Genomic DNA, 22,011 nt, shown 5'->3' with positions numbered 1-22,011 from the left:
GGCAACCAGACGACCTTAGTCTTAGATGCAACGGTGTTTTACCGATTGCGTAACAAAGTGAAGACCCTTTCGCGGGCTCGCCCGCTCCCACAGGGACATCACTAGGCCTGAGGGCAGTGATATTCCTGTGGGAACGGGCAAGCCTGCGAAGAGCTAAAACTGGCCCTTGATAGTAATTACTTGCCAGTCCACTCCTTCACGCGATCAGGGTGCTTGGCCACCCAGTCCTTGGCCGCTGCTTCAGGCTTGGCGCCTTCCTGGATCGCCAGCATCACCTCGCCAATCTCGTCTTTGGACTGCCAGTTGAACTTCTTCAGGAACTCCGCCACTTCCGGCGCCTTGGTCGCCAGTTCCTTGCTGCCGATACTGTTCACGGTTTCCGCCGCGCCATATACGCCTTTCGGGTCTTCGAGGAACTTCAGCTTCCACTTGGCGAACATCCAGTGCGGTACCCAGCCAGTGACCGCAATCGACTGCTGCTTGGCATAGGCACGGCCCAGCTCCGCGGTCATGGCTGCACCGGAGCTTGCCTGCAGCTTGTAGCCTGTCAGGTCGTAGTCCTTGATGGCCTGGTCGGTCTTGAGCATTACGCCGGAGCCGGCGTCGATGCCGACAATCTTCTGCTTGAAGCTGCTGTCGGTCTTGAGGTCGGCAATGCTCACCGCCTTGACGTACTCGGGCACGATCAGGCCGATCTTGGCATCCTTGAAGTTGGGGCCGTAGTCGACCACGTTGTCCTTGTTCTTGGCCCAGTACTCGCCATGGGTGACGGGCAACCAGGCCGACAACATGGCATCGAGCTTGCCGGTTGCCACACCCTGCCACATGATGCCCGTGGCCACGGCCTGCAACTTGACGTCGTAGCCGAGCTTCTGCTTGATCACTTCTGCAGCCACGTTGGTGGTGGCCACACTGTCGGCCCAACCATCCACGTAACCGATGCTTACTTCTTTGGCCATTGCCTGTGCAGCGCTCATGGCCATTACCAGGGCGGTGCCCACACCCAGTAAACGCCGCATTCTTTTTATCGCAGCCATCAAAGCATCCCCTCGTCAGGTCTAGGAGATTCCATCATCTGCCTGCAACACCGGGCGACCTGATCCAGCTGCGACCTGTAGCCGCCCCATATGCGACAGCACTGTGCCATTAGCGCCATCGGCTTACACCGACCTGCGCGATCCTTGCATGCCAAAGCGTTGGCGCCGGGCTACTATCTACCCTTTTGCGCCTGACGATGGACCGCCCGATGCCCAGCTCTGCCCGCCTGCTGTTGCCGTTGTACCTGCTTGCCTGCCTGTTGGCCCTGCTCGGGCTTGCAGGGCTCTGGTACGGGCTTGGCAAGCCGGTGCACCTGCCGGATGCAGCCAGCCCGACGCACAAGTTGCAGTGCGCGTCCTACACGCCGTTCGACAAGGACCAGTCGCCCTACGACCAGCCGTTTCGCCTGCGCCCGGCACGCATGGACGCCGACCTTGCGTTGCTGGCTGAGCGATTCCAGTGCATCCGCACCTATTCCATGACCGGTCTTGAGGCAATCCCCGCGCTGGCGCGCAAGCATGGCCTGAAAGTGATGCTGGGTGCCTGGGTCAACGCCCACCCGGCCGATACCGACAGGGAAATCGACCTGCTGATTGCCGCCGCCAACGCCAACCCGGATGTGGTCAGCGCGGTGATCGTCGGCAACGAAACCTTGCTGCGCAAAGAGGTGACCGGCGCACACCTGGCCAAGCTGATCGCCCGTGTGAAAAGCCAGGTGAAGGTGCCGGTGACCTACGCGGATGTGTGGGAGTTCTGGCTGCAGCACCCGCAGGTAGCGCCGCAGGTGGACTTCTTGACTATCCACCTCTTGCCCTACTGGGAAGACGACCCACGCGGTATCGACGAAGCCTTGGCCCATGTGGCCGATGTGCGCAGGGTGTTCGGCACACGCTTCGCACCCAAAGACATCCTGATCGGCGAAACCGGCTGGCCCAGCGAAGGGCGCCAGCGGGAGACCGCAGTGCCCAGCCGGGTCAACGAGGCGCGTTTCATTCGCGGCTTTGTGGCCATGGCTGAGAGCAACGGCTGGCGCTACAACCTGATCGAAGCATTCGACCAACCCTGGAAACGCGCCAACGAGGGGGCCGTTGGCGGTTACTGGGGGCTTTACGATGCCGACCGGCAGGACAAGGGCGTGCTGGAGGGGCCGGTGAGCAACCTGCATTACTGGCCGCAGTGGTTGCTGGCCAGTGCATTGTTGATGCTGGCCATGCTGTTACTTGCCGGGCGCCCCGCAACGGTTCAGGCAGCCTTGCTGCTGCCATTGCTGGCGGCATTTGGCGCCGGATGCCTGGGGTTGTGGGGTGAGCTGATGCGCACCCATGCGCGTTTTGCCGGGGAGTGGATATGGGCGGTGGCGCTGGCCGGGTTGAACCTGCTGGTGCTGGCCCACGCGCTGCTGGCCCTGGCGCAGCGGGCCGGCTGGCGCGAGCGCTTGTTCGCCTGGCTACAGGCACGGGCAGGCTGGCTGTTGCTGGCGGCGGGCTTTGCTGCAGCGGTGAGCATGCTGGCGATGGTGTTCGACCCGCGCTACCGCAGCTTCCCCAGTGCGGCGCTGGCGTTGCCGGCGCTGGTCTATGTGCTGTGGCCGGTGCGGGCACGCCGGGCCGAGGTGGCGCTGCTGGCGTTCATTGTCGGGGCCGGCGTGGCGCCACAGTTGTTTGTGGAAGGATTGGAAAACCAACAGGCCTGGGCTTGGGCGGTGGTCAGTGTGCTGATGACGGCGGCTTTGTGGCGAAGCTTGAGGTTGCGCCCGGCTACCTGACCAGCCGCAACCCCGCCAGCACGAGCGCAAACACCGCAATGCTGGCGGTATACAGCACCAGCGCTGGTACCGCAAAGACCAGGGCCAGCACCGCCAGCCACCAGCCGGTGCGGCCGGTCACCACCTGCGCCAGTAACGCAAGGCCCAGCCCGGACCAGGCCATCACCTGATGGTGAATGCCCAACCCCAACAACGACCGCACCTCACACTGCCAGTACGCCGTCGGCACCGTGCACAGCCCAACCCACTGGCCATCCTCCATCAGCCCATAGCGCACGCCATAACTGGCCGCAAGCCACAGCCCCAGAAACAGCACAAGCAGCGCAGCCGGCAGCGTACGAGACATCCCGTTCTCCAATAGCGGTAATCGAAAGCATCCATGATCGCTTATGCCCCGATGTAAGGCAAAATCACAACCCTGCAGCTATGTTGCAGATAACCAGCACACCAAAGGCCACCGCGCCAGGCAACTTTGCCTGCGTTGATGTGGTCCTAGCCTGCACACCGCTCGACCTTGCGTTCTTTTGGGGGACTACATGCTTCGATCTTTGCGCCTCGCTGCCCTGCTCGGCAGCCTGCTCATGGCTGTGGCCGCTTCGGCGCGGGACATCGACGCCGCCAGCTACGGCTTCCCCTTGACCAACCCGTTCGAGGCCACCATCGCCACCACGCCGCCGGACCAGCGCCCGACCCTGCCCAGCGACGACGAAATCACCCAGTCCGACTACAGCCTCAACTTGCGCCCGGAGCGTGAGTTCACCCTGCCCGACAACTTCTGGGCAGTGAAAAAACTCAAGTACCGCCTGGCCCGCCAGGACCGCGAGGCGCCGCTGATCTTCATCATTGCGGGTACCGGCGCACCGTACACCAGCAGCATCAACGAATACCTGAAAAAGCTGTTCTACCAGGCCGGTTTCCACGTAGTGCAATTGTCGTCGCCCACCAGCTACGACTTCATGAGCGCCGCTTCGCGCTTTGCCACCCCCGGTGTCAGCAAGGATGACGCCGAAGACATGTACCGGGTGATGCAGGCCGTGCGCGCCCAGCACCCGCGCCTGCCAGTCAGTGACTTCTACCTCACCGGCTACAGCCTGGGTGCGCTGGATGCAGCCTTCGTCAGCCACCTGGACGAAACCCGCCGCAGCTTCAACTTCAAGCGCGTGCTGCTGCTGAACCCGCCGGTCAACCTGTACACCTCGATCAACAACCTGGACAAGCTGGTGCAAACCCAGGTCAAGGGCATCGACCGCAGCACCACCTTCTACGAGCTGATGTTGCAAAAGCTCACGCGCTACTTCCAGGACAAGGGCTACATCGACCTCAATGACGCCCTGCTGTACGACTTCCAGCAGTCGCGCCAGCACTTGTCCAACGAACAGATGGCCATGCTGATCGGCACCTCGTTCCGCTTCTCGGCGGCCGACATTGCCTTTACCTCCGACCTGATCAACCGCCGTGGCCTGATCATTCCGCCGAAGTTCCCGATCACCGAGGGCAGTAGCCTCACGCCGTTCTTCAAACGTGCCCTGCAGTGCGACTTCGACTGCTACATGACCGAGCAGGTGATCCCCATGTGGCGCGCCCGCACCGACGGCAACAGCATCCTGCAACTGGTCAATCAGGTGAGCCTGTATGCCCTGGAAGACTACCTGCGCAGCAGCGACAAGATTGCCGTGATGCACAACGCTGACGACGTCATCCTTGGCCCCGGCGACATCGGCTTCCTGCGCAAGGTGTTTGGTGACCGGCTGACCCTTTACCCCCATGGCGGCCATTGCGGCAACCTCAATTACCGCGTCAACAGTGACGCCATGCTGGAGTTCTTCCGTGGTTAACAAACTCCTCTTCGCCACTGCCCTGCTTGCCGCCGGCCACGCGCTGGCCGCCGAAACCGCCCCACGGGCCAGCGTGGTCGAAGCCGATCCTCCGGTGACTGCCGCACCGCTGGCGCCCGAAGCAGACGGCTTTCTCGACCCGCTGCGCGAGTTGAAATTCAACCCCGGGCTGGACCAGCGCGAGTTCGAGCGCTCTACCCTGGAGGCGCTGAACGTGTACGACCCGCTGGAGTCGATCAACCGGCGCATCTACCACTTCAACTACCGGCTGGACCAATGGGTGCTGCTGCCGCTGGTGAGTGGCTACCAGTACGTCACCCCGCGCTTCGTGCGTACCGGGGTGAGCAATTTCTTCAACAACATCGGCGATGTGCCGAACCTGTTCAACAGCGTGCTGCAGCTGAAAGCCAAGCGTTCGGCGGAGATCACGGCGCGGCTGATGTTCAACACCATCATTGGTGTGGGTGGGCTATGGGACCCGGCCACCAGCATGGGCCTGCCGCGTCAGAGCGAAGACTTTGGCCAGACCCTGGGCTTCTACGGCGTGCCGGACGGGCCTTACCTGATGCTGCCGGTGCTGGGGCCATCGAACCTGCGTGATACCACCGGGTTGGTGGTGGACTATGCGGGCGAGCAGGCCATCAATTACCTGAACGTGGCCGAAGCCAGCACCGACCACCCGGAAATCTTCGCCTTGCAGGTGGTGGACAAGCGCTATACCACCAAATTCCGCTATGGCCAGCTGAACTCGCCGTTCGAGTATGAAAAGGTGCGGTATGTGTATACCCAGGCGCGCAAGTTGCAGATAGCCGAGTAAACCTGCACTGGCCCTATCGCCGGCAAGCCAGCTCCCACAGGTTCACCACAGGCCCGGGTATTGGTGCGGACCTGTGGGAGCTGGCTTGCCGGCGATAGGGCCAGAACAGGCAACATCAAATCCCCAGGAACTGACACAACTCCCGCTTCTTCGCCAAGGCATCCCGCCGCCCAAGCTCGATCAGCTCACTGCAATAGCTCGCCTCGAACATCAAATAGCTCAACACCCCCGCCCCGCTGGTCCGCGTCGCCCCCGGCCCACGCAGGAACAAGCGCAACGCCGCCGGCAGCTCACGCCGGTGCCGCGCGGCAATCTCGTCCAGCGGCTGGCTGGGCGCCACCACCAGTACGTCGATCGGCGCCAGCCCCAGGCGACGGGCATCCAGGTGCGCCGGTAGCAACCGGCTCAAATGATTGAGCCGCTGCAGCAGTTCGATATCGTCTTCCAGGCTGTCAATGAACGTGCTGTTGAGCATGTGCCCGCCAATCTGTGCCAGGCTCGGCTGCTGCCCGCTGAACACCCGCTGGGTCGGCAACGGCGGCGCTGGCCGCTGCGGGTTGCCACTGACCCCGACCACCAGCACCCGGCTGGCGCCCAGGTGCAAGGCCGGGCTGATGGGCGCCGACTGGCGTACTGCACCGTCGCCGTAATACTCGTCGCCCAGTTGCACCGGGGCAAACAGCAGCGGAATGGCCGCACTGGCCAGCAGGTGGTCGATGGTCAGCGGCGTGGGTACGCCAATGCGGCGGTGACGCAGCCAGGCCTCGATGCTGCCACGGCCCTGGTAGAAGGTGACCGCCTGGCCAGACTCGTAGCCAAAGGCTGTGATTGCCACGGCGCGCAACTGCTCGGCGGCCAGGGAATGGCCGATGCCGTCCAGGTTCAGGTGTGCCTCCAGCAAGCCTCGCAATGGACTGCTGTCCAGCAGCGCCACGGGTGCCGGGCCACCAATGCCTAAAAGGTTGTGGCCAACGAAGCGACTGGCCTGGCGCACCACCCCGGGCCAGTCGCTGCGGATGACCAGGTGGCTGCGAAAGTTCTGCCAGAAGGTGGTAAGCCGTTGCACGGCGTCGTTGAAATGAGTGGCACCGCTGGCCAGGGTGACCGCGTTGATGGCCCCGGCAGACGTGCCGACAATGACCGGAAAGGGGTTGTGCGCACCGGCGGGCAGCAGCTCGGCGATGCCCGCCAGTACGCCGACCTGATAGGCAGCGCGGGCGCCACCGCCAGAAAGGATAAGACCGGTTACCGGGGGTGGGGCCATGGCATCCTTCCTGGTTCAGCTGCTTTCAGCGCTTTTTCTTGTCATAGAGCCGCGGCGCACCCTCAGGCCGCGACTTGAACCGGCGGTGCGCCCACAAGTATTGCTCAGGGCACTCGCGCACCACACTTTCAACCCACTGGTTGATGCGCAGGCAATCAGCCTCTTCACTCTCGCCAGGGAAGTCTTGCAGCGGCGGGTGGATCACCAGACGATAGCCGCTGCCATCCTCCAGGCGCTTCTGGGTGAACGGAATCACCTGCGCCTTGCCCAGCCGGGCAAACTTGGTAGTGGCGGTTACCGTCGCTGCCGGGATACCGAACAGCGGCACGAAAATGCTTTGCTTGGCGCCGTAGTCCTGGTCCGGTGCGTACCAGATCGCACGGCCCGAACGCAGCAGCTTGAGCATGCCGCGCACGTCCTCGCGCTCCACCGCCAGCGAGTCGAGGTTATGCCGCTCACGGCCACTGCGCTGGATGAAGTCGAACAACGCATTGCCATGCTCGCGGTACATACCGTCGATGGTGTGCTGCTGGCCCAGCAGCGCCGCGCCGATTTCCAGCGTCGTGAAGTGCACCGCCATCAGGATGGCGCCCTGCCCCGCCTGCTGGGCGGCCTGCAGATGCTCCAGCCCTTCGACATGGGCCAGGCGCGCCAGCCTGGCCTTGGGCCACCACCAGCTCATGGCCATTTCGAAGAAGGCGATACCGGTGGACGCAAAATTGGCCTTGAGCAAACGCTGCCGTTCGTCGACCGACAGCTCCGGGAAACACAGCTCCAGGTTGCGTGCGGCTATGCGCCGGCGCTCACCGGCAAAGTGATACATCACGGCACCCAACCCGGCACCGATTTTCAACAGCACCCGGTACGGCAACTGGACCACCAGCCACAGCAGGCCCAGGCCCAGCCACAGGCCCCAGAACTTGGGATGAAGGTAATAGGGACGAAAACGCGGGCGTTCCATTGAAGCATCCGGAAAGACAAAGGCCGCGCATTCTACAACGGATCAGTGCATGTTGCGGGCAACCGGTGTTCTCGTTATAAGTCAGGGCACTTTTTTCGCAACAAGCCGTCTATGCAGACCATGAGCCCAAACCACACACCCGACACCGCCTCCGTGTTCCAGCTCAAGGGCAGCATGCTCGCCATTACCGTACTGGAACTGGCGCGCAATGACCTTGAAGCCCTCGACCGCCAGCTGGCGGCCAAAGTCGCCCAGGCACCGAACTTCTTCAGCAACACGCCGCTGGTGCTGGCGCTGGACAAACTGCCAGCCGACGAAGGGGCAATCGACCTGCCCGGCTTGATGCGGATCTGCCGCCACCACGGCCTGCGTACCCTGGCCATCCGCGCCAACCGCATCGAGGACATCGCTGCCGCCATCGCCATCGACCTGCCGGTACTGCCGCCTTCCGGCGCCCGCGAGCGGCCACTGGAGCCCGAGCCCGAGGTGGTCAGAAAGCCCGAGCCGGCCCCGGCCCCGGCACCACCACCGGCACCCGAACCCGAAGTGCGCCCGACCCGCATCATTACCTCGCCGGTACGCGGCGGCCAGCAGATCTACGCCCAAGGTGGCGACCTGATCGTTACCGCTTCGGTCAGCCCGGGTGCGGAACTTCTGGCCGATGGCAACATCCATGTGTACGGCGCCATGCGCGGCCGCGCCCTGGCCGGCATCAAAGGTAACACCAAGGCGCGTATCTTCTGCCAGCAGATGACCGCCGAAATGGTCTCGATCGCCGGCCAGTACAAGGTCTGCGAAGACCTGCGCCGCGACCCGCTGTGGGGCACCGGCGTGCAAGTCAGCCTGTCTGGTGACGTGTTGAACATCACCCGTCTTTAACGGATACTTGCCAGCATTTTTAGAGCAACTTTTTTACCGTTGCCGTTATTTAAGCTATTTCAGTTATTTGCAGGGACCCGTGTCCCGACTATTTTAGGGGTGAAACACCTTGGCCAAGATTCTCGTGGTTACTTCCGGCAAGGGGGGTGTGGGCAAGACCACCACCAGCGCCGCCATTGGTACCGGCCTCGCACTGCGTGGCCACAAGACCGTCATCGTCGACTTCGACGTGGGCCTGCGTAACCTCGACCTGATCATGGGCTGCGAACGCCGCGTGGTGTACGACTTCGTCAACGTGGTCAACGGCGAAGCCAACCTGCAACAGGCCCTGATCAAGGACAAGCGCCTCGAGAACCTGTACGTGCTGGCCGCCAGCCAGACCCGTGACAAGGACGCGCTGACCCAGGAAGGCGTTGAAAAGGTGCTGATGGAGCTGAAGAAAGACTTCGACTTCGTCATCTGCGACTCGCCAGCCGGTATCGAGAAAGGCGCGCACCTGGCCATGTACTTCGCCGACGAAGCCATCGTGGTCACCAACCCGGAAGTGTCCTCGGTACGTGACTCCGACCGCATGCTGGGCATCCTGTCGAGCAAGTCGCGCCGCTCCGAAAACGGCGAAGAGCCGATCAAGGAACACCTGCTGATCACCCGCTACCACCCCGAGCGCGTGGAAAAGGGCGAAATGCTGAGCATCGCCGACGTCGAAGAAATCCTGGCGATCAAGCTCAAGGGCGTGATCCCCGAGTCCCAGGCCGTGCTGAAGGCTTCCAACCAGGGTATCCCGGTCATCCTCGATGACCAGAGCGATGCCGGCCAGGCCTACAGCGACACCGTCGACCGTCTGCTGGGCAAAGAGAAGCCCCTGCGGTTCATCGAAGTGCCGAAGCAAGGATTCTTCGCGCGCCTGTTTGGAGGCAAGTAAACCATGAACCTTTTTGACTTCTTTCGTGGCAGACAGAAACAGACCAGCGCGTCGGTAGCGAAAGAGCGTCTACAGATCATCGTGGCGCACGAGCGCGGCCAACGCAGCGAACCGGACTACCTGCCGGCGCTGCAGAAAGAACTGCTGGAAGTCATCCGCAAGTATGTGAACATCGGCAACGATGACGTGCATATCGAGCTGGAAAACCAGGGCAGCTGCTCGATTCTGGAGCTGAACATCACCCTGCCGGATCGCTGATTCAGCGACCTGGCCTGGATCATTGGGGCTGCTTTGCAGCCCATCGCCGGCAAGCCAGCTCCCACAGGGTCCGCGCTTTACCTGTGGGAGCTGGCTTGCCGGCGATGGGCCGCAACGCGGCCCCAATGGTTTTCCCCGATATCTCAGAGATACTGCAATGCCGCTGTCGAACATCCAGATCCTGCACGAAGACGCCGCCATCCTCGTGATCAACAAACCGACCCTGCTGCTGTCGGTGCCCGGCCGCGCCGAAGACAACAAGGACTGCCTGATCACCCGCCTGCAGGAAAACGGCTACCCCGATGCGCTCATCGTGCACCGCCTGGACTGGGAAACCTCCGGTATCATCCTGCTGGCCCGCGATGCCGACAGCCACCGCGAGCTGTCCCGCCAGTTTCACGACCGCGAAACCGAAAAGGCCTACACCGCGTTGTGCTGGGGCCAACCGGCGCTGGACAGCGGCAGCATCGACCTGCCGCTGCGCTACGACCCGCCAACCAAGCCACGGCATGTGGTGGACCACGAACAGGGCAAGCACGCACTGACCTTCTGGCGCATCGTCGAGCGCTGTGGCGATTACTGCCGGGTGGAACTGACGCCGATTACCGGGCGTTCTCACCAGTTGCGTGTGCACATGCTGTCGATCGGGCACCCGCTGCTGGGTGACCGGCTGTATGCCAACCCCGAGGCACTGGCGGCCCATGAGCGGCTGTGCCTGCATGCATCCATGCTGAGCTTTACCCACCCGGTGTCCGGGGAACGGTTGAAGTTCGAGTGCCCTGCACCTTTCTGATTTCTGCGTGGCTGCACCGGCCTCTTCGCGGGCTTGCCCGCTCCCACAGGAATACCACTGCATTCGGAACCTGTGCAGTCCCTGTGGGAGCGGGCGAGCCTGCGAAGAGGCAGACACAATTTGTCGACTTAATACGCTAAACTCGCGCCACTGCTGTCTGGAGTGAGCTATGCGCGACGTACTGAATTCTGGCCTTATCGACTTCCTCAAGGCCTCCCCCACGCCCTTCCACGCCACCGCCAGCCTGGCCCAGCGCCTGGAAGCGGCCGGCTACCAGCGCCTGGACGAGCGCGACAGCTGGGCCACCGTGCCTGGCGGCCGCTATTACGTCACCCGTAACGACTCCTCGATCATCGCCATCAAGCTGGGCAAGCAAGCCCCCCTGCTGAACGGCATCCGCATGGTCGGCGCCCACACCGACAGCCCGTGCCTGCGGGTGAAACCGCAGCCCGAGCTGCAGCGCCAGGGCTTCCTGCAACTGGGTGTCGAGGTGTATGGCGGTGCCCTGCTGGCGCCGTGGTTCGACCGCGACCTGTCGCTGGCCGGGCGCGTTACCTACCGCCGTGACGGCAAGGTTGAAAGCCAGCTGATCGACTTCAAGCTGCCGATCGCGATCATCCCCAACCTGGCCATTCACCTGAACCGCACCGCCAATGAAGGCTGGGCGATCAACCCGCAGAACGAGCTACCGCCCATCCTCGCCCAGGTGGCCGGAGACGAGCGCATCGACTTCCGCGCCCTGCTCACCGAGCAACTGGCCCGCGAGCACGAGCTGATCGCTGACGTGGTGCTGGATTACGAGCTGAGCTTCTACGACACCCAGGACGCCGCACTGGTCGGCCTGAACGGCGACTTCATCGCCGGCGCCCGCCTGGACAACCTGCTGTCGTGCTACGCCGGCCTGCAAGCCTTGCTGGCCGCCGACAGTGATGAAACCTGCGTGCTGGTGTGCAACGACCACGAAGAAGTCGGCAGCTGCTCGGCCTGCGGCGCCGATGGCCCGATGCTGGAGCAGACCCTGCAGCGCCTGCTGCCGGATGGCGACGCCTACGTGCGCACCATTCAGCGCTCGCTGATGGTGTCGGCAGACAACGCCCACGGCGTGCACCCCAACTACGCCGACAAGCACGACGGCAACCACGGGCCCAAGCTGAACGCCGGGCCGGTAATCAAGGTGAACAACAACCAGCGCTACGCCACCAACAGCGAAACCGCCGGGTTCTTCCGCCACCTGTGCATGGCTGAAGAAGTGCCGGTGCAGAGCTTTGTGGTGCGCAGCGACATGGGCTGTGGTTCGACCATCGGGCCGATTACCGCCAGCCACCTGGGTGTGCGCACGGTCGACATCGGGCTGCCGACCTTTGCCATGCATTCGATTCGTGAACTGTGCGGCAGCCATGACCTGGCGCACCTGGTGAAGGTGCTGACTGCCTTCTACCGTAGCCGCGAGTTGCCTTGATGTAGACAGGTCCGGCCCTATCGCGGTTTTATCCGCAAAGGGCCGGACCTGCTCAAGGTCAATCCCGCCTCGCTTGCCAAGCGCTATGCTTGATACATGGCCCCACTGCAAAAGGATTGCTGTCCATGTCCCCGTTTCTGTCCCTGTTCGTGCCGGTGTTCCTGTTCCTGATGCTGCTGACCATCGGCTTCAGCATGCGCGAACGCAATATCGGTGTACTGATGATGTGGATCGGCACCTTGGGTATCTTCGGCCTCACCTGCTGGAAGATCCTTGAGAAACTGCCGTCATAAACCTCTACACTCGGTCAATCGTTTGACCTGAGGTAGATTTGCCAGTGCCTGCCCTCCTGCGTTACCTGTTCCTGCTGCTGTTGCTGTTCATCACCCCGGTACAGGCGGCGGGCCTGCCTGGCCTGCTGGGTGGCAGTGCGCCTGCGCAACCGGAGGCCACCGAGCCGCTGGGCAAGTCGCTGGACGAGGTGATCAAGAACCTCGAAAACGACCAACAGCGGGCCAAGCTGCTGGCCGACCTGAAAAAGCTGCGCGACGCGACCAAGCAGTCGCAACCCAGCGTCGAACAGGGCGTGCTCGGGCTGATCGGCGGTGCCCTGCATGACTTCGAAAAACAGTTCAGCGGCGACGCCAGCCCGTTCCATCGCTGGGCGGCGGAAATCGAACAGGCCCAGGCGGAACTGACCGAACTGATGGTGCCGGTGCACCAGTGGCCAGCCATCCTGTTCGGCTTTGCCGCTGTCATTGCCGTGTGGAGTGTGCTGGCCTACGCCTTCAACTGGGTCGGGCACCGGATACGCCTGCGCTTTGGCCTGAGCGAAGAACTGCCGCAACACCCGCGCACCTGGGACCTGGTGCGCTTTGCCTTGCGCAAGCTCGGCCCATGGCTGGTGGCGCTGGTATTCACCGTTTACCTGAGCTTCGTGCTGCCGCCGTCGTTAGGCAAATCGCTGGCCATGGTGCTGGCCTACGCACTGGTCGTGGGCACTTGCTTCTCGGCCATCTGCGTCATCGCCTTCTCGCTGCTGGACGGCCCGCACCGCCACCGCGCCCTGCACATCCTGCGGCGCCAGGCATTCCGCCCGCTGTGGCTGATCGGCAGCTTCGCTGCGTTTGGCGAGGCCATGAGCGACCCGCGCATGCTGGTTGCACTGGGTACCCACCTGGCCCATGCCTTGGCCACCCTGGCCAACGTCATCGCCGCGCTGTGCACCGGGCTGTTCATCCTGCGCTTTCGTCGCCCCATCGCCCACCTGATCCGCAACCAGCCGCTGTCGCGGCGCCTGACCCGGCGCACCCTGAGCGACACCATCGAGATTCTCGGCAGCTTCTGGTTCATTCCGGCACTGATTCTGGTGGCCGTCTCGCTGTTCGCCACCTTCGTCTCGGCAGGCGACACCAGCACCGCCCTGCGCCAGTCACTGATGTGCACGGTGCTGGTGGTGGTGTGCATGGTGCTGAACGGCCTGGTACGCCGCCATGCGGCCAACCCCAAACGCGCCAACAAGCGCCAGGCCGTGTATGCCGAGCGCCTGCGCAACTTTGGCTACCTGCTGGTGCACCTGTTCATCTGGCTGGTATTCATCGAACTGGGCCTGCGCGTGTGGGGCCTGTCGATGATCAGCTTCGCAGAGGGCGACGGCCACGACATCAGCCTGCGCCTGCTGGGCCTTGCCGGCACACTGATCGTCGCCTGGCTGGTGTGGATCCTTGCCGACACCGCCGTGCACCATGCCCTGGTGCGCTCGCGTCGGGGCCTGGCCAACGCCCGTGCGCAAACCATGATGCCGTTGATCCGCAACGTGATGTTCGTGGTCATCTTCATCATCGCGGTGATCGTCGCCCTGGCCAACATGGGCATGAACGTCACCCCACTGCTGGCCGGTGCCGGTGTGATCGGCCTGGCCATCGGCTTTGGCGCGCAGTCGCTGGTGGCGGACCTGATCACCGGGCTGTTCATCATCATCGAGGACTCGCTGGCCATCGACGACTACGTCGACGTGGGCGGGCACCTGGGCACGGTGGAGGGGCTGACCATTCGTACCGTGCGCCTGCGGGACATTGACGGCATCGTGCATACCATCCCGTTCAGCGAGATCAAGAGCATCAAGAACTACTCGCGGGAGTTTGGCTATGCGATTTTCCGCGTGGCGATTCCGCACAGCATGAACATCGACCAGGCGATCACGCTGATTCGCGAAGTGGGGCAAAAGCTGCGCAATGACCCGCTGATGCGCCGCAACATCTGGTCGCCACTGGAACTACAAGGGGTGGAGAGTTTCGAGTCGGGGTCGGCGATTTTGCGGGCGCGGTTCAAGACGGCGCCGATCAAGCAGTGGGAAGTGTCGCGGGCCTTCAACCTGGCGCTGAAGCGGCAGCTGGATGAGGCAGGGCTGGATTTGGCGACACCACGGCTGTCGGTGCAGGTGGTGACTGCGGGTGGTGGTGGAACGGCGCAATCCGACGCCTCCAGCTAGGGCCTAACCCGCCACGGCACGAATGCGGATGGCATCATGCCGCCAATACTCCAGGTCACAGTCGATCAGGTGCCCATGCTGGTCGCTGTTGACCCGGGTGATGTGCAGCCCCGGGCTGCCCGCCGACACCTTCAACGCCCCCGCCGCCTCTACCGGCAACGCCGTCGGCAGGATCTCGAAACACACCTGCCCGTACCGGATGCCATACACCCGCCCATATATCTCGGTAAGCGACTGCGCCAGGTCCTGTTCGAGAATCCCCGGAAAGTACCGGGGGTTCAGGTAATGCTCGGCATACAGCACCGCCCGCCCATCAATCCGCCGTAACCGGCAGATACGCACCACACTGGACAAGGCCGGCAGCTGCAAGCGTGCGCAGATGGCAGCTGAGGCTGGCTGCAAGCGCGCCGACAGCAGCTCGGTACTGGCCACCCGCCCCTGGTCGCGCACCATGGCATGGAAGTGACTGCGCTCGATCAGGTCGTAGGTCAGCCGCTCGGGTGCAACGAACCAGCCGCGGCGTTCTTCACGGTAGATCAGGCCTTGGGCCTCCAGCTGCGCCAGCGCCTCACGCAGGGTGATGCGCGTCGTGTCGAACACCTCACTGAGTTTGCGCTCGGCCGGCAGCTTGCCCCCCGGGGCCAGCAGGCCGTGCTCGATCTGCTCCTGCAGGGCATGGCAGATGGCTGTTACCGCACGCGGTGGCATCGACTGCATCAAAGGTTACCTATCTGGACTAGTCCAGCCCCATAACAGGGCACCTGGAGAATAGTGCAAGCCTAGGCAGGGCTGATGAACATCCCGTGACAACGCTGCAACCGTGCCGTTGCCAGAATCGGGCCAGCCCAGCAAAACCGGGGGTTCACCATGGTCTACGCTGTAGAGCCAAGGGCCTTTGACACGCTGAGCGCGCCCTCCCCTACATCAAACTGTCACGCAAGCGGCCTACCTTGGCTCAAGGTTTGCTGACCTAGACCAAAGGTTCCAGGCAACGGCTTCACTCATAACAACGATCGTAAAAAGGCACCCACCCAAGGAGCTACGGATGAAAAAGTTGTTCATGGCGTCACTGCTCGGTTCGGCCATCGCGTTCTGCACCTCGGCCATGGCCGCGGACCTCAAGGCCCTGGAAGACGCCGCCCGCAAGGAAGGCACCGTCAACAGCGTGGGCATGCCCGATGCCTGGGCCAACTGGAAAGGCACCTGGGAAGACCTGGCCAGCAAGTACGGCCTCAAGCACAGTGACACCGACATGAGCTCGGCGCAGGAAATCGCCAAGTTCGAAGCCGAGAAGGACAATGCCAGCGCCGACATCGGCGACGTGGGTGCCGCCTTCGGCCCCATCGCCGTGACCAAGGGCGTCAGCCAGCCGTACAAGCCCAGCACCTGGGACCAGGTACCGGAATGGGCCAAGGACAAGGACGGCCACTGGGCGCTGGCCTATACCGGCACCATTGCGTTCATCATCAACAAGGACCTGGTGAAGGAAGGCGAACGCCCAACCTCCTGGCATGACCTGGAAAAAGGCAAGTACAAGGTCGCCATCGGTGACGTCGGCACCGCCGCACAGGCCGCCAACGGTGTACTGGCGGCGGCCATTGCCTACAAGGGCGACGAAACCAACGTGGCGCCGGGCCTGCAGCTGTTCACCAAGCTGGCCCAGCAGAAGCGCCTGTCGCTGGCCAACCCGACCATCCAGACCATCGAGAAAGGCGAGGTCGAGGTCGGCGTGGTGTGGGACTTCAACGGCCTGAGCTACCGCGAGCAGATCGACCCCAAGCGTTTCGAAGTGCTGATCCCGTCGGACGGTACGGTGATCTCCGGCTATACCACCATCATCAACAAATACGCCAAGCACCCCAATGCGGCCAAGCTGACGCGTGAATACATCTTCAGCGATGCCGGGCAGATCAACCTGGCCAAGGGACATGCCCGGCCGATCCGTGCCGAGCACCTGACGCTGCCGGCGGATGTGCAGGCCAAGTTGCTGCCGAACGAGCAGTACAAGGCCGCGCAGCCGATCAAGAATGCCGAAGCCTGGGAAGCCACCTCGAAGAAACTGCCGCAGATGTGGCAGGAGCAAGTGATCATCGAGATGGAGTAAGGGGCCGGCTTTTGTAGTGCCTGATCCGGCCCATTCGCGGGCACGCCCGCTCCCACAGGGACCGCGCCGCTCTCAAGGGTTGCGCTAAACCCTGTGGGAGCGGGCATGCCCGCGAAGAAGCCAACGCGGTTTACGACTGGAGCAATCATGCAACACAACGTCATCCTGGTCCTGCTCGACGGCCTCAACTACCAGGTCGCCCACCACGCCATGGGCCACCTGCACGCCTACGTCGAGGCCGACCGCGCCGCGCTGTACCGCGTGGAATGCGAACTGCCGTCGCTGTCGCGGCCGCTGTACGAGTGCATCCTCACCGGCGTGCCACCCATCGACAGCGGCATCGTGCACAACAACGTCAACCGCCTGTCCAACCAGCGCAGTGTGTTCCACTACGCCCGCGAGGCCAACCTGGGCACCGCAGCAGCGGCCTATCACTGGATGAGCGAGCTGTATAACCGCTCACCGTTCGACCCGCAGCGCGACCGCCACACCCACGCGCCGAAGCTGCCGATCCAGCATGGGTTGTTCTACTGGGACGACCGCTACCCCGATTCGCACCTGCTGGCCGACGGTGAGTACCTGCGCCGCCGCCACGCACCCAACTTCCTGTTGGTGCACCCGATGAGCATCGACGACGTCGGCCACCGCCACGGCCTGGACAGCAGCCAGTACCGCAACGCCGCACGCAGTGCCGACATCCTGCTGGCCGACTACCTGCCAGGCTGGCTGGAAGAGGGTTACCAGGTGCTGGTCACCGCCGACCATGGCATGAACAACGACCGCTCGCACAATGGGCTGCTGACCGAAGAGCGCGAAGTGCCGCTGTTCGTCTTCGGCGACGCCTTCAGCCTGGATCCGGCAGCCAAGCCGCTGCAGACCGAGCTGTGCGGGACCATCTGTGAACTGCTGGGTGCCGCGCACGACAAAACGGTGTGCCGGGAGTTGCTCAAGTGAACCGTGGCCGCTATCTGGCCCTGCTCTGCCTGCTGCCGTTCGCCGTGTTCTTCGTCATCTTCCAGGTCGCCCCGCTGGCCTGGGTGGCGATCAACAGCCTGCAATCGGAGGCGGGCTGGGGCGTGGACAACTTCAGCAAGGTATTCACCTCGAAGTTCTATTTGCAAGCGCTGCAACGCAGCCTGGAAATCAGCTTCTGGTCGAGCCTGTTCGGCATCGTCATCGCCACCCTCGGCGCCTACTCGCTGCGCCAGGTGGACTCGAAACTGCGCGATTTCGTCAGCGCCTTCGCCAACATGACCAGTAACTTTGCCGGGGTGCCGCTGGCGTTCGCCTTCATCATCCTGCTCGGTTTCAACGGCGCGCTGACCCTGCTGCTGAAGCAGATCGGCCTGCTGGAAGACTTCAGTATCTACTCCAAAAGCGGGCTGATCCTGGTGTACACCTACTTCCAGATCCCGCTGGGTGTGTTGCTGCTGTACCCCGCCTTCGACGCCCTGCGTGAAGACTGGCGCGAGTCGGCCGCGCTGCTGGGCGCCAGCCACTGGCAGTTCTGGCGGCACATTGGTCTACCAGTACTCACTCCGGCACTGCTGGGCACCTTCGTCATCCTGCTGGCCAACGCGCTCGGTGCCTATGCCACCGTGTACGCGCTGACCACCGGCAATTTCAACGTACTGCCGATCCGCATCGCCGGCCTGGTGGCTGGCGACATCAGCCTCGACCCGAACCTGGCCAGCGCCCTTGCGATGGTGCTGGTGGGGTTGATGACGCTGGTCACGGTGGTGCACCAATGGCTGTTGAAGAGGAGCTACCATGCGCGCTGACGCCCGTTCCGGCGGCTGGTACCACCGCGCCGTGGTCTACCTGCTGTTCCTGATCCTGCTGCTGCCACTGGCCGGCACCCTGCTCTACTCGCTGGCCACCAGCTGGTCGGCCAGCCTGCTGCCCAGCGGCCTGACCCTGAAATGGTATGCGGCGCTGTGGAGCGAGCCACGCTTCCTGGCCGCCTTCGGCCAGTCGTTGCTGGTGTGCGTGGGCGCACTGCTGCTGTCGGTGGTGCTGATTCTGCCGCTGCTGTTCGTGGTGCACTACCACTTCCCCAGGCTGGACGCGCTGATGAACATCCTCATCCTGCTGCCCTTCGCGGTGCCGCCGGTGGTGTCGTCGGTGGGGCTGTTGCAGCTGTACGGCAGCGGGCCGATGGCCATGGTCGGCACGCCGTGGATCCTGATCGGCGGCTACTTCACCATCGCCCTGCCGTTCATGTACCGGGCCATCACCAACAACCTGCAAGCCATCAACCTGCGCGACCTGATGGACGCTGCCCAACTGCTGGGCGCCAGCACCTGGCAGGCCGCGCTGCTGGTGGTGCTGCCGAACCTGCGCAAGGGCCTGATGGTGGCGTTGCTGCTGTCGTTTTCGTTCCTGTTTGGCGAGTTCGTGTTCGCCAACCTGCTGGTCGGCACCCGTTACGAGACCCTGCAGGTGTACCTGAACAACATGCGCAACAGCAGCGGCCATTTCAACAGCGCGCTGGTGATCTCCTACTTCGCCTTCGTGCTGGTACTGACCTGGGTCGCCAACCGCCTGAACAAGGACAAGACCTGACATGAGCTTCGTCAGCGTACAGAAACTGCAAAAGAGCTACGCCGGCAGCCCGGTGTTCGAGAACATCGACTGCCAAATCGAACGCGGCGAGTTCGTCACCCTGCTGGGCCCGTCCGGTTGCGGCAAGTCCACCTTGCTGCGCTGCATTGCCGGGCTGACCCCGGTGGACAGCGGGCAGATCCTGCTCGACGGCCACGACATCGTGCCCGTAAGCCCGCAAAAGCGTGGCATCGGCATGGTGTTCCAGAGCTACGCACTGTTCCCCAACATGACTGTGGAGCAGAACGTAGCCTTTGGCCTGCGCATGCAGAAGGTCAAGGCCGACGAAAGCCAGGTACGGGTGCGCGAGGCGCTGGACCTGGTGGAGCTGGGCAGCTTTGCCGGGCGTTACCCGCACCAGTTGTCTGGCGGCCAGTGCCAGCGCGTGGCCCTAGCCCGTTCGCTGGTCACTCGCCCTCGCCTGCTGCTGCTCGACGAGCCGCTGTCGGCACTGGATGCACGTATTCGCAAGCACCTGCGCGAGCAGATTCGGGCCATCCAGCGCGAGCTGGGGCTGACCACCATTTTCGTCACCCACGACCAGGAAGAAGCGCTGACGATGTCCGACCGCATATTCCTGATGAACCAGGGACGCATCGTCCAGAGCGGCGATGCCGAAACCCTCTATACCGCGCCGGTAGACCTGTTTGCCGCCGGCTTCATCGGCAACTACAACCTGCTCGACGCCGACAGCGCCAGCCGCCTGCTGCAACGCCCGGTGGTCAGCCGCCTGGCGATCCGCCCGGAGTCGATCACTCTGGGCATACACGGCGAACTGGACGCCCAGGTACGCAGCCACAGCTTGCTGGGCAACGTGATCCGCTACCGCGTGCAAGTGCGCGACGTGGAGCTGGTGGTCGACGTGCTCAACCGCTCGCCTGCCGACCTGCACGCGGATGGAAAACGGGTAAGCTTGTCGATCGACCCCACGGCGCTGCGGGAAGTGGCCTAAGGAGATTCAACACAATGGCACTGGCAATTTTCGATCTGGACGAAACCCTGATCCACGGCGACTGCGCGTCGCTGTGGAGCGAGCAGATGGCCCGGCTGGGCTGGGTCGACGGCAAGGACTTCCTGCGCCGCGATCGTGAACTGATGGAAGCCTATGGCAAGGGCCACCTGCAGATGGAGGACTACATGGCCTTCAGCCTGGAACCGATGGCCGGGCGTACCCTGGAAGAAGTCGAGCATCTGGTAGAACCGTGGGTTGAAGAGGTGATCGAGCCGATCATCTATGGCGACGCCTGCCGCTGCATTGCCGAACACCGCAAGCGCGGGGACCGCATCCTGATCATTTCCGCTTCGGGTACGCACCTGGTCGGGCCGATTGCGGCGCGCCTGGGGGTGGACGAGTACTTGGCGATCGAGCTGGAGGCGGTGAACGGGGTGTACACCGGCAAGACCCATGGGGTGCTGACGTATCGTGAAGGCAAGATCACCCGGTTGCTGGAGTGGCTGGATCAGGAGCAGGAGAACCTGGAGGGGGCGAGTTTCTATTCCGATTCGCGCAACGATCTGCCGCTATTGCTGAAGGTGGACCATCCGCATGTGGTGAACCCGGATGCGGTGTTGCGGGAGCATGCCCAGATCAATGGCTGGCCGATTTTGAGCTGGTCCTGAGATTTACAACGCCTGTTCCGGCCCTATCGCCGGCAAGCCAGCTCCCACAGGTACGTCACAGGCCTACAACTCTGTGGTGAACCTGTGGGAGCTGGCTTGCCGGCGATAGGGCCGGGCCTGCTTATGCCAGGCTCGGGTCTATGATCATCACCAGCTTGCCCGACACCTGGTTGCTTTCCAGCTCGGCATACGCCGCCTGGGCAAACTCGACCGGGTAGGTATCGACCAGTTGCGGCGACAAGCGCCCTTCGGCAAACAACGGCCACACCTGCTGTTGCAACTCACGCAGCAGCTCGGCCTTGAAGCCGTCATCGCGGTTGCGCAGCGTGGAGCCGGTAATCTCCAGGCGCTTGCCCAGCACCAGCGCCAGGTCCAGCTCGAACTTGCGCCCGCCCATCAGGCCGATGATCACCCAGCGCCCGTCGCGGGCCAGCAGCTTGAGGTTGAGTTCGCCGTAGCTGGCACCCACCGGGTCGAGAATCACGTCGAACGGGCCGAAACCTTCCAGCGCGTCCAGGTTCTCGTTACGTACCACGCCCCCTGTCGCGCCCAGCGCTTCGCAATAAGCCAGGCGGTCCTGCGAACCGACACTGACCCACACCGGGCTGCCAAACGCCTTGCACAGCTGGATGGCGGCCGAGCCAACGCCACTGGCGCCCGCATGCACCAGCACTTTCTCGCCAGCCTTCACAGCGCCGAGCTGGAAGATGTTCAACCAGGCGGTGGCATACACCTCTGGCAACGCTGCGGCTTCATGCAGGCTCAGGCCCTCGGGCACAGGCAGCACGTGACGCGCATCGACCACCACTTCCTCAGCCATGGCGCCGCTGGCCAACAGCGCGCACACACGGTCGCCCACGCGCCAGTCGGCACCGGCGCCCACTTCTTCAATCACCCCGGCACACTCCAGGCCCATGTACGGGCTGGCACCTGGCGGTGGCGGGTACAAACCTTTCATCTGCAGCAGATCGGCGCGGTTCAGGCCCGCAGCAGCCACGCGAATGCGCACTTGGCCCGCGTCACAGGCCGGGCGTTCGGCCTCGACCCACTCCACATGTCCGTCAACGCCTTGCAATGCCTTCACAGTGCCTCCATAGTTGAATCATGACTGGGCCTGGGGTTGCTTACCTCAGGCTTTTTGCAGTATTTGCCCGGCTCCATGGAACCGGCAACGGAAAAGACGGCCTACTATGCGTGATCA

22 protein-coding genes are annotated in these 22,011 nt (G+C 63.3%); 16 read left to right on the top strand and 6 right to left on the bottom strand.

What is annotated here, in order from left to right; translation table 11 throughout:
• Positions 1-176: 176 nt before the first annotated feature.
• Positions 177-1,037, bottom strand: a complete 861-nt coding sequence (locus A0O30_RS06660; RefSeq protein ID WP_019096998.1) for a glycine betaine ABC transporter substrate-binding protein — start codon at positions 1,035-1,037, stop codon at positions 177-179.
• Between the two features lie 197 nt (positions 1,038-1,234).
• Here A0O30_RS06660 and A0O30_RS06655 point away from each other — a divergent pair, with 197 nt between their 5' ends.
• Positions 1,235-2,803, top strand: coding sequence for a beta (1-6) glucans synthase (locus A0O30_RS06655; protein WP_105945960.1), 1,569 nt, complete (start codon positions 1,235-1,237; stop codon positions 2,801-2,803).
• Here the strand turns inward: A0O30_RS06655 and A0O30_RS06650 are convergent.
• Positions 2,796-3,149, bottom strand: coding sequence for a hypothetical protein (locus A0O30_RS06650; protein WP_105945959.1), 354 nt, complete (start codon positions 3,147-3,149; stop codon positions 2,796-2,798). The two genes, A0O30_RS06655 and A0O30_RS06650, sit on opposite strands and share 8 nt — an antisense overlap.
• Before the next feature lie 190 nt (positions 3,150-3,339).
• Between A0O30_RS06650 and A0O30_RS06645 the strand changes: the two genes are divergently transcribed.
• Together A0O30_RS06645 and A0O30_RS06640 are read left to right on the top strand one after the other, a co-directional pair.
• Entirely contained in the window at positions 3,340-4,638 is a 1,299-nt protein-coding gene (locus tag A0O30_RS06645) for a serine/threonine protein kinase (protein WP_105945958.1), read from the top strand.
• Complete coding sequence (locus A0O30_RS06640) at positions 4,631-5,455, top strand: VacJ family lipoprotein (RefSeq protein WP_105945957.1); 825 nt, start codon at positions 4,631-4,633, stop codon at positions 5,453-5,455. Before A0O30_RS06645 ends, A0O30_RS06640 begins: the two co-directional genes overlap by 8 nt.
• A 115-nt stretch (positions 5,456-5,570) precedes the next feature.
• On the opposite strand, the gene A0O30_RS06635 is transcribed toward A0O30_RS06640, so the two are convergent.
• Together A0O30_RS06635 and A0O30_RS06630 are read right to left on the bottom strand one after the other, a co-directional pair.
• Positions 5,571-6,719 (bottom strand): patatin-like phospholipase family protein, encoded by a 1,149-nt coding sequence (locus A0O30_RS06635; RefSeq protein WP_105945956.1) that lies wholly within the window; start codon positions 6,717-6,719, stop codon positions 5,571-5,573.
• Positions 6,720-6,744: 25 nt separating this feature from the next.
• The gene (locus A0O30_RS06630) at positions 6,745-7,680 is read right to left on the bottom strand and encodes a lipid A biosynthesis lauroyl acyltransferase (protein WP_105945955.1); all 936 of its coding nucleotides are present in this window, start codon (positions 7,678-7,680) and stop codon (positions 6,745-6,747) included.
• A gap of 111 nt (positions 7,681-7,791) precedes the next feature.
• Here A0O30_RS06630 and minC point away from each other — a divergent pair, with 111 nt between their 5' ends.
• The 7 genes from minC (at position 7,792) to A0O30_RS06600 (ending at position 14,482) form a co-directional block, all read left to right on the top strand.
• Complete coding sequence (gene minC / locus A0O30_RS06625; protein WP_105945954.1) at positions 7,792-8,559, top strand: septum site-determining protein MinC; 768 nt, start codon at positions 7,792-7,794, stop codon at positions 8,557-8,559.
• A 109-nt stretch (positions 8,560-8,668) separates the two neighbouring features.
• On the top strand, positions 8,669-9,481 hold the full coding sequence (gene minD, locus A0O30_RS06620; RefSeq protein WP_016715526.1) for a septum site-determining protein MinD: 813 nt from the start codon (positions 8,669-8,671) through the stop codon (positions 9,479-9,481).
• A gap of 3 nt (positions 9,482-9,484) precedes the next feature.
• Positions 9,485-9,739, top strand: a complete 255-nt coding sequence (minE, locus tag A0O30_RS06615) for a cell division topological specificity factor MinE (RefSeq protein WP_003252572.1) — start codon at positions 9,485-9,487, stop codon at positions 9,737-9,739.
• Between the two features lie 157 nt (positions 9,740-9,896).
• A complete protein-coding gene (locus A0O30_RS06610; RefSeq protein WP_011532730.1) occupies positions 9,897-10,532 on the top strand; it encodes an RluA family pseudouridine synthase in 636 nt (211 codons plus the stop codon).
• Positions 10,533-10,701: 169 nt separating this feature from the next.
• Positions 10,702-11,991 (top strand): M18 family aminopeptidase, encoded by a 1,290-nt coding sequence (locus A0O30_RS06605; protein ID WP_105945953.1) that lies wholly within the window; start codon positions 10,702-10,704, stop codon positions 11,989-11,991.
• 125 nt (positions 11,992-12,116) lie between these two features.
• Complete coding sequence (locus A0O30_RS27830) at positions 12,117-12,284, top strand: hypothetical protein (RefSeq protein ID WP_016715524.1); 168 nt, start codon at positions 12,117-12,119, stop codon at positions 12,282-12,284.
• 44 nt (positions 12,285-12,328) lie between these two features.
• Positions 12,329-14,482 (top strand): mechanosensitive ion channel family protein, encoded by a 2,154-nt coding sequence (locus tag A0O30_RS06600; protein WP_105946108.1) that lies wholly within the window; start codon positions 12,329-12,331, stop codon positions 14,480-14,482.
• Between the two features lie 3 nt (positions 14,483-14,485).
• On the opposite strand, the gene A0O30_RS06595 is transcribed toward A0O30_RS06600, so the two are convergent.
• On the bottom strand, positions 14,486-15,199 hold the full coding sequence (locus tag A0O30_RS06595) for a UTRA domain-containing protein (protein ID WP_105945952.1): 714 nt from the start codon (positions 15,197-15,199) through the stop codon (positions 14,486-14,488).
• 328 nt (positions 15,200-15,527) lie between these two features.
• On the opposite strand from A0O30_RS06595, the gene A0O30_RS06590 reads away from it, so the two are divergent.
• The 6 genes from A0O30_RS06590 (at position 15,528) to A0O30_RS06565 (ending at position 20,810) form a co-directional block, all read left to right on the top strand.
• On the top strand, positions 15,528-16,586 hold the full coding sequence (locus tag A0O30_RS06590; RefSeq protein ID WP_016715521.1) for an ABC transporter substrate-binding protein: 1,059 nt from the start codon (positions 15,528-15,530) through the stop codon (positions 16,584-16,586).
• Positions 16,587-16,733: 147 nt separating this feature from the next.
• Positions 16,734-17,540: an alkaline phosphatase family protein gene (locus tag A0O30_RS06585; RefSeq protein WP_027609476.1), complete on the top strand. Its 807-nt coding sequence runs from the start codon at positions 16,734-16,736 to the stop codon at positions 17,538-17,540.
• Positions 17,537-18,367 (top strand): ABC transporter permease subunit, encoded by an 831-nt coding sequence (locus A0O30_RS06580; protein ID WP_105945951.1) that lies wholly within the window; start codon positions 17,537-17,539, stop codon positions 18,365-18,367. Before A0O30_RS06585 ends, A0O30_RS06580 begins: the two co-directional genes overlap by 4 nt.
• Positions 18,357-19,151: an ABC transporter permease gene (locus A0O30_RS06575; RefSeq protein WP_105945950.1), complete on the top strand. Its 795-nt coding sequence runs from the start codon at positions 18,357-18,359 to the stop codon at positions 19,149-19,151. Before A0O30_RS06580 ends, A0O30_RS06575 begins: the two co-directional genes overlap by 11 nt.
• A 1-nt stretch (position 19,152) precedes the next feature.
• Positions 19,153-20,142, top strand: coding sequence for an ABC transporter ATP-binding protein (locus A0O30_RS06570; protein ID WP_105945949.1), 990 nt, complete (start codon positions 19,153-19,155; stop codon positions 20,140-20,142).
• A 14-nt stretch (positions 20,143-20,156) separates the two neighbouring features.
• A complete protein-coding gene (locus A0O30_RS06565; protein ID WP_105945948.1) occupies positions 20,157-20,810 on the top strand; it encodes an HAD family phosphatase in 654 nt (217 codons plus the stop codon).
• A 121-nt stretch (positions 20,811-20,931) separates the two neighbouring features.
• Here A0O30_RS06565 and A0O30_RS06560 read toward each other — a convergent pair whose 3' ends face one another.
• On the bottom strand, positions 20,932-21,894 hold the full coding sequence (locus A0O30_RS06560) for an NAD(P)H-quinone oxidoreductase (RefSeq protein ID WP_105945947.1): 963 nt from the start codon (positions 21,892-21,894) through the stop codon (positions 20,932-20,934).
• Between the last annotated feature and the right edge of the window lie 117 nt (positions 21,895-22,011).

Source organism: Pseudomonas sp. LLC-1, assembly GCF_002992185.1.
Taxonomy (GTDB): domain Bacteria; phylum Pseudomonadota; class Gammaproteobacteria; order Pseudomonadales; family Pseudomonadaceae; genus Aquipseudomonas; species Aquipseudomonas monteilii.
Note: the sequence above shows the minus strand (reverse complement) of the source record. Positions and strands in the feature narration are given on the sequence as shown.

Excerpts from the sequence above, each read along its gene's own strand:
- A0O30_RS06660 (WP_019096998.1), bottom strand. The coding sequence starts at position 1,037 with ATGGCTGCGATAAAAAGAATGCGGCGTTTACTGGGTGTGGGCACCGCC.
- A0O30_RS06655 (WP_105945960.1), top strand. The coding sequence starts at position 1,235 with ATGGACCGCCCGATGCCCAGCTCTGCCCGCCTGCTGTTGCCGTTGTAC.
- A0O30_RS06650 (WP_105945959.1), bottom strand. The coding sequence starts at position 3,149 with ATGTCTCGTACGCTGCCGGCTGCGCTGCTTGTGCTGTTTCTGGGGCTG.
- A0O30_RS06645 (WP_105945958.1), top strand. The coding sequence starts at position 3,340 with ATGCTTCGATCTTTGCGCCTCGCTGCCCTGCTCGGCAGCCTGCTCATG.
- A0O30_RS06635 (WP_105945956.1), bottom strand. The coding sequence starts at position 6,719 with ATGGCCCCACCCCCGGTAACCGGTCTTATCCTTTCTGGCGGTGGCGCC.
- A0O30_RS06630 (WP_105945955.1), bottom strand. The coding sequence starts at position 7,680 with ATGGAACGCCCGCGTTTTCGTCCCTATTACCTTCATCCCAAGTTCTGG.
- minC (WP_105945954.1), top strand. The coding sequence starts at position 7,792 with ATGCAGACCATGAGCCCAAACCACACACCCGACACCGCCTCCGTGTTC.
- minE (WP_003252572.1), top strand. The coding sequence starts at position 9,485 with ATGAACCTTTTTGACTTCTTTCGTGGCAGACAGAAACAGACCAGCGCG.
- A0O30_RS06610 (WP_011532730.1), top strand. The coding sequence starts at position 9,897 with ATGCCGCTGTCGAACATCCAGATCCTGCACGAAGACGCCGCCATCCTC.
- A0O30_RS06605 (WP_105945953.1), top strand. The coding sequence starts at position 10,702 with ATGCGCGACGTACTGAATTCTGGCCTTATCGACTTCCTCAAGGCCTCC.
- A0O30_RS27830 (WP_016715524.1), top strand. The coding sequence starts at position 12,117 with ATGTCCCCGTTTCTGTCCCTGTTCGTGCCGGTGTTCCTGTTCCTGATG.
- A0O30_RS06595 (WP_105945952.1), bottom strand. The coding sequence starts at position 15,199 with ATGCAGTCGATGCCACCGCGTGCGGTAACAGCCATCTGCCATGCCCTG.
- A0O30_RS06590 (WP_016715521.1), top strand. The coding sequence starts at position 15,528 with ATGAAAAAGTTGTTCATGGCGTCACTGCTCGGTTCGGCCATCGCGTTC.
- A0O30_RS06585 (WP_027609476.1), top strand. The coding sequence starts at position 16,734 with ATGCAACACAACGTCATCCTGGTCCTGCTCGACGGCCTCAACTACCAG.
- A0O30_RS06575 (WP_105945950.1), top strand. The coding sequence starts at position 18,357 with ATGCGCGCTGACGCCCGTTCCGGCGGCTGGTACCACCGCGCCGTGGTC.
- A0O30_RS06570 (WP_105945949.1), top strand. The coding sequence starts at position 19,153 with ATGAGCTTCGTCAGCGTACAGAAACTGCAAAAGAGCTACGCCGGCAGC.
- A0O30_RS06565 (WP_105945948.1), top strand. The coding sequence starts at position 20,157 with ATGGCACTGGCAATTTTCGATCTGGACGAAACCCTGATCCACGGCGAC.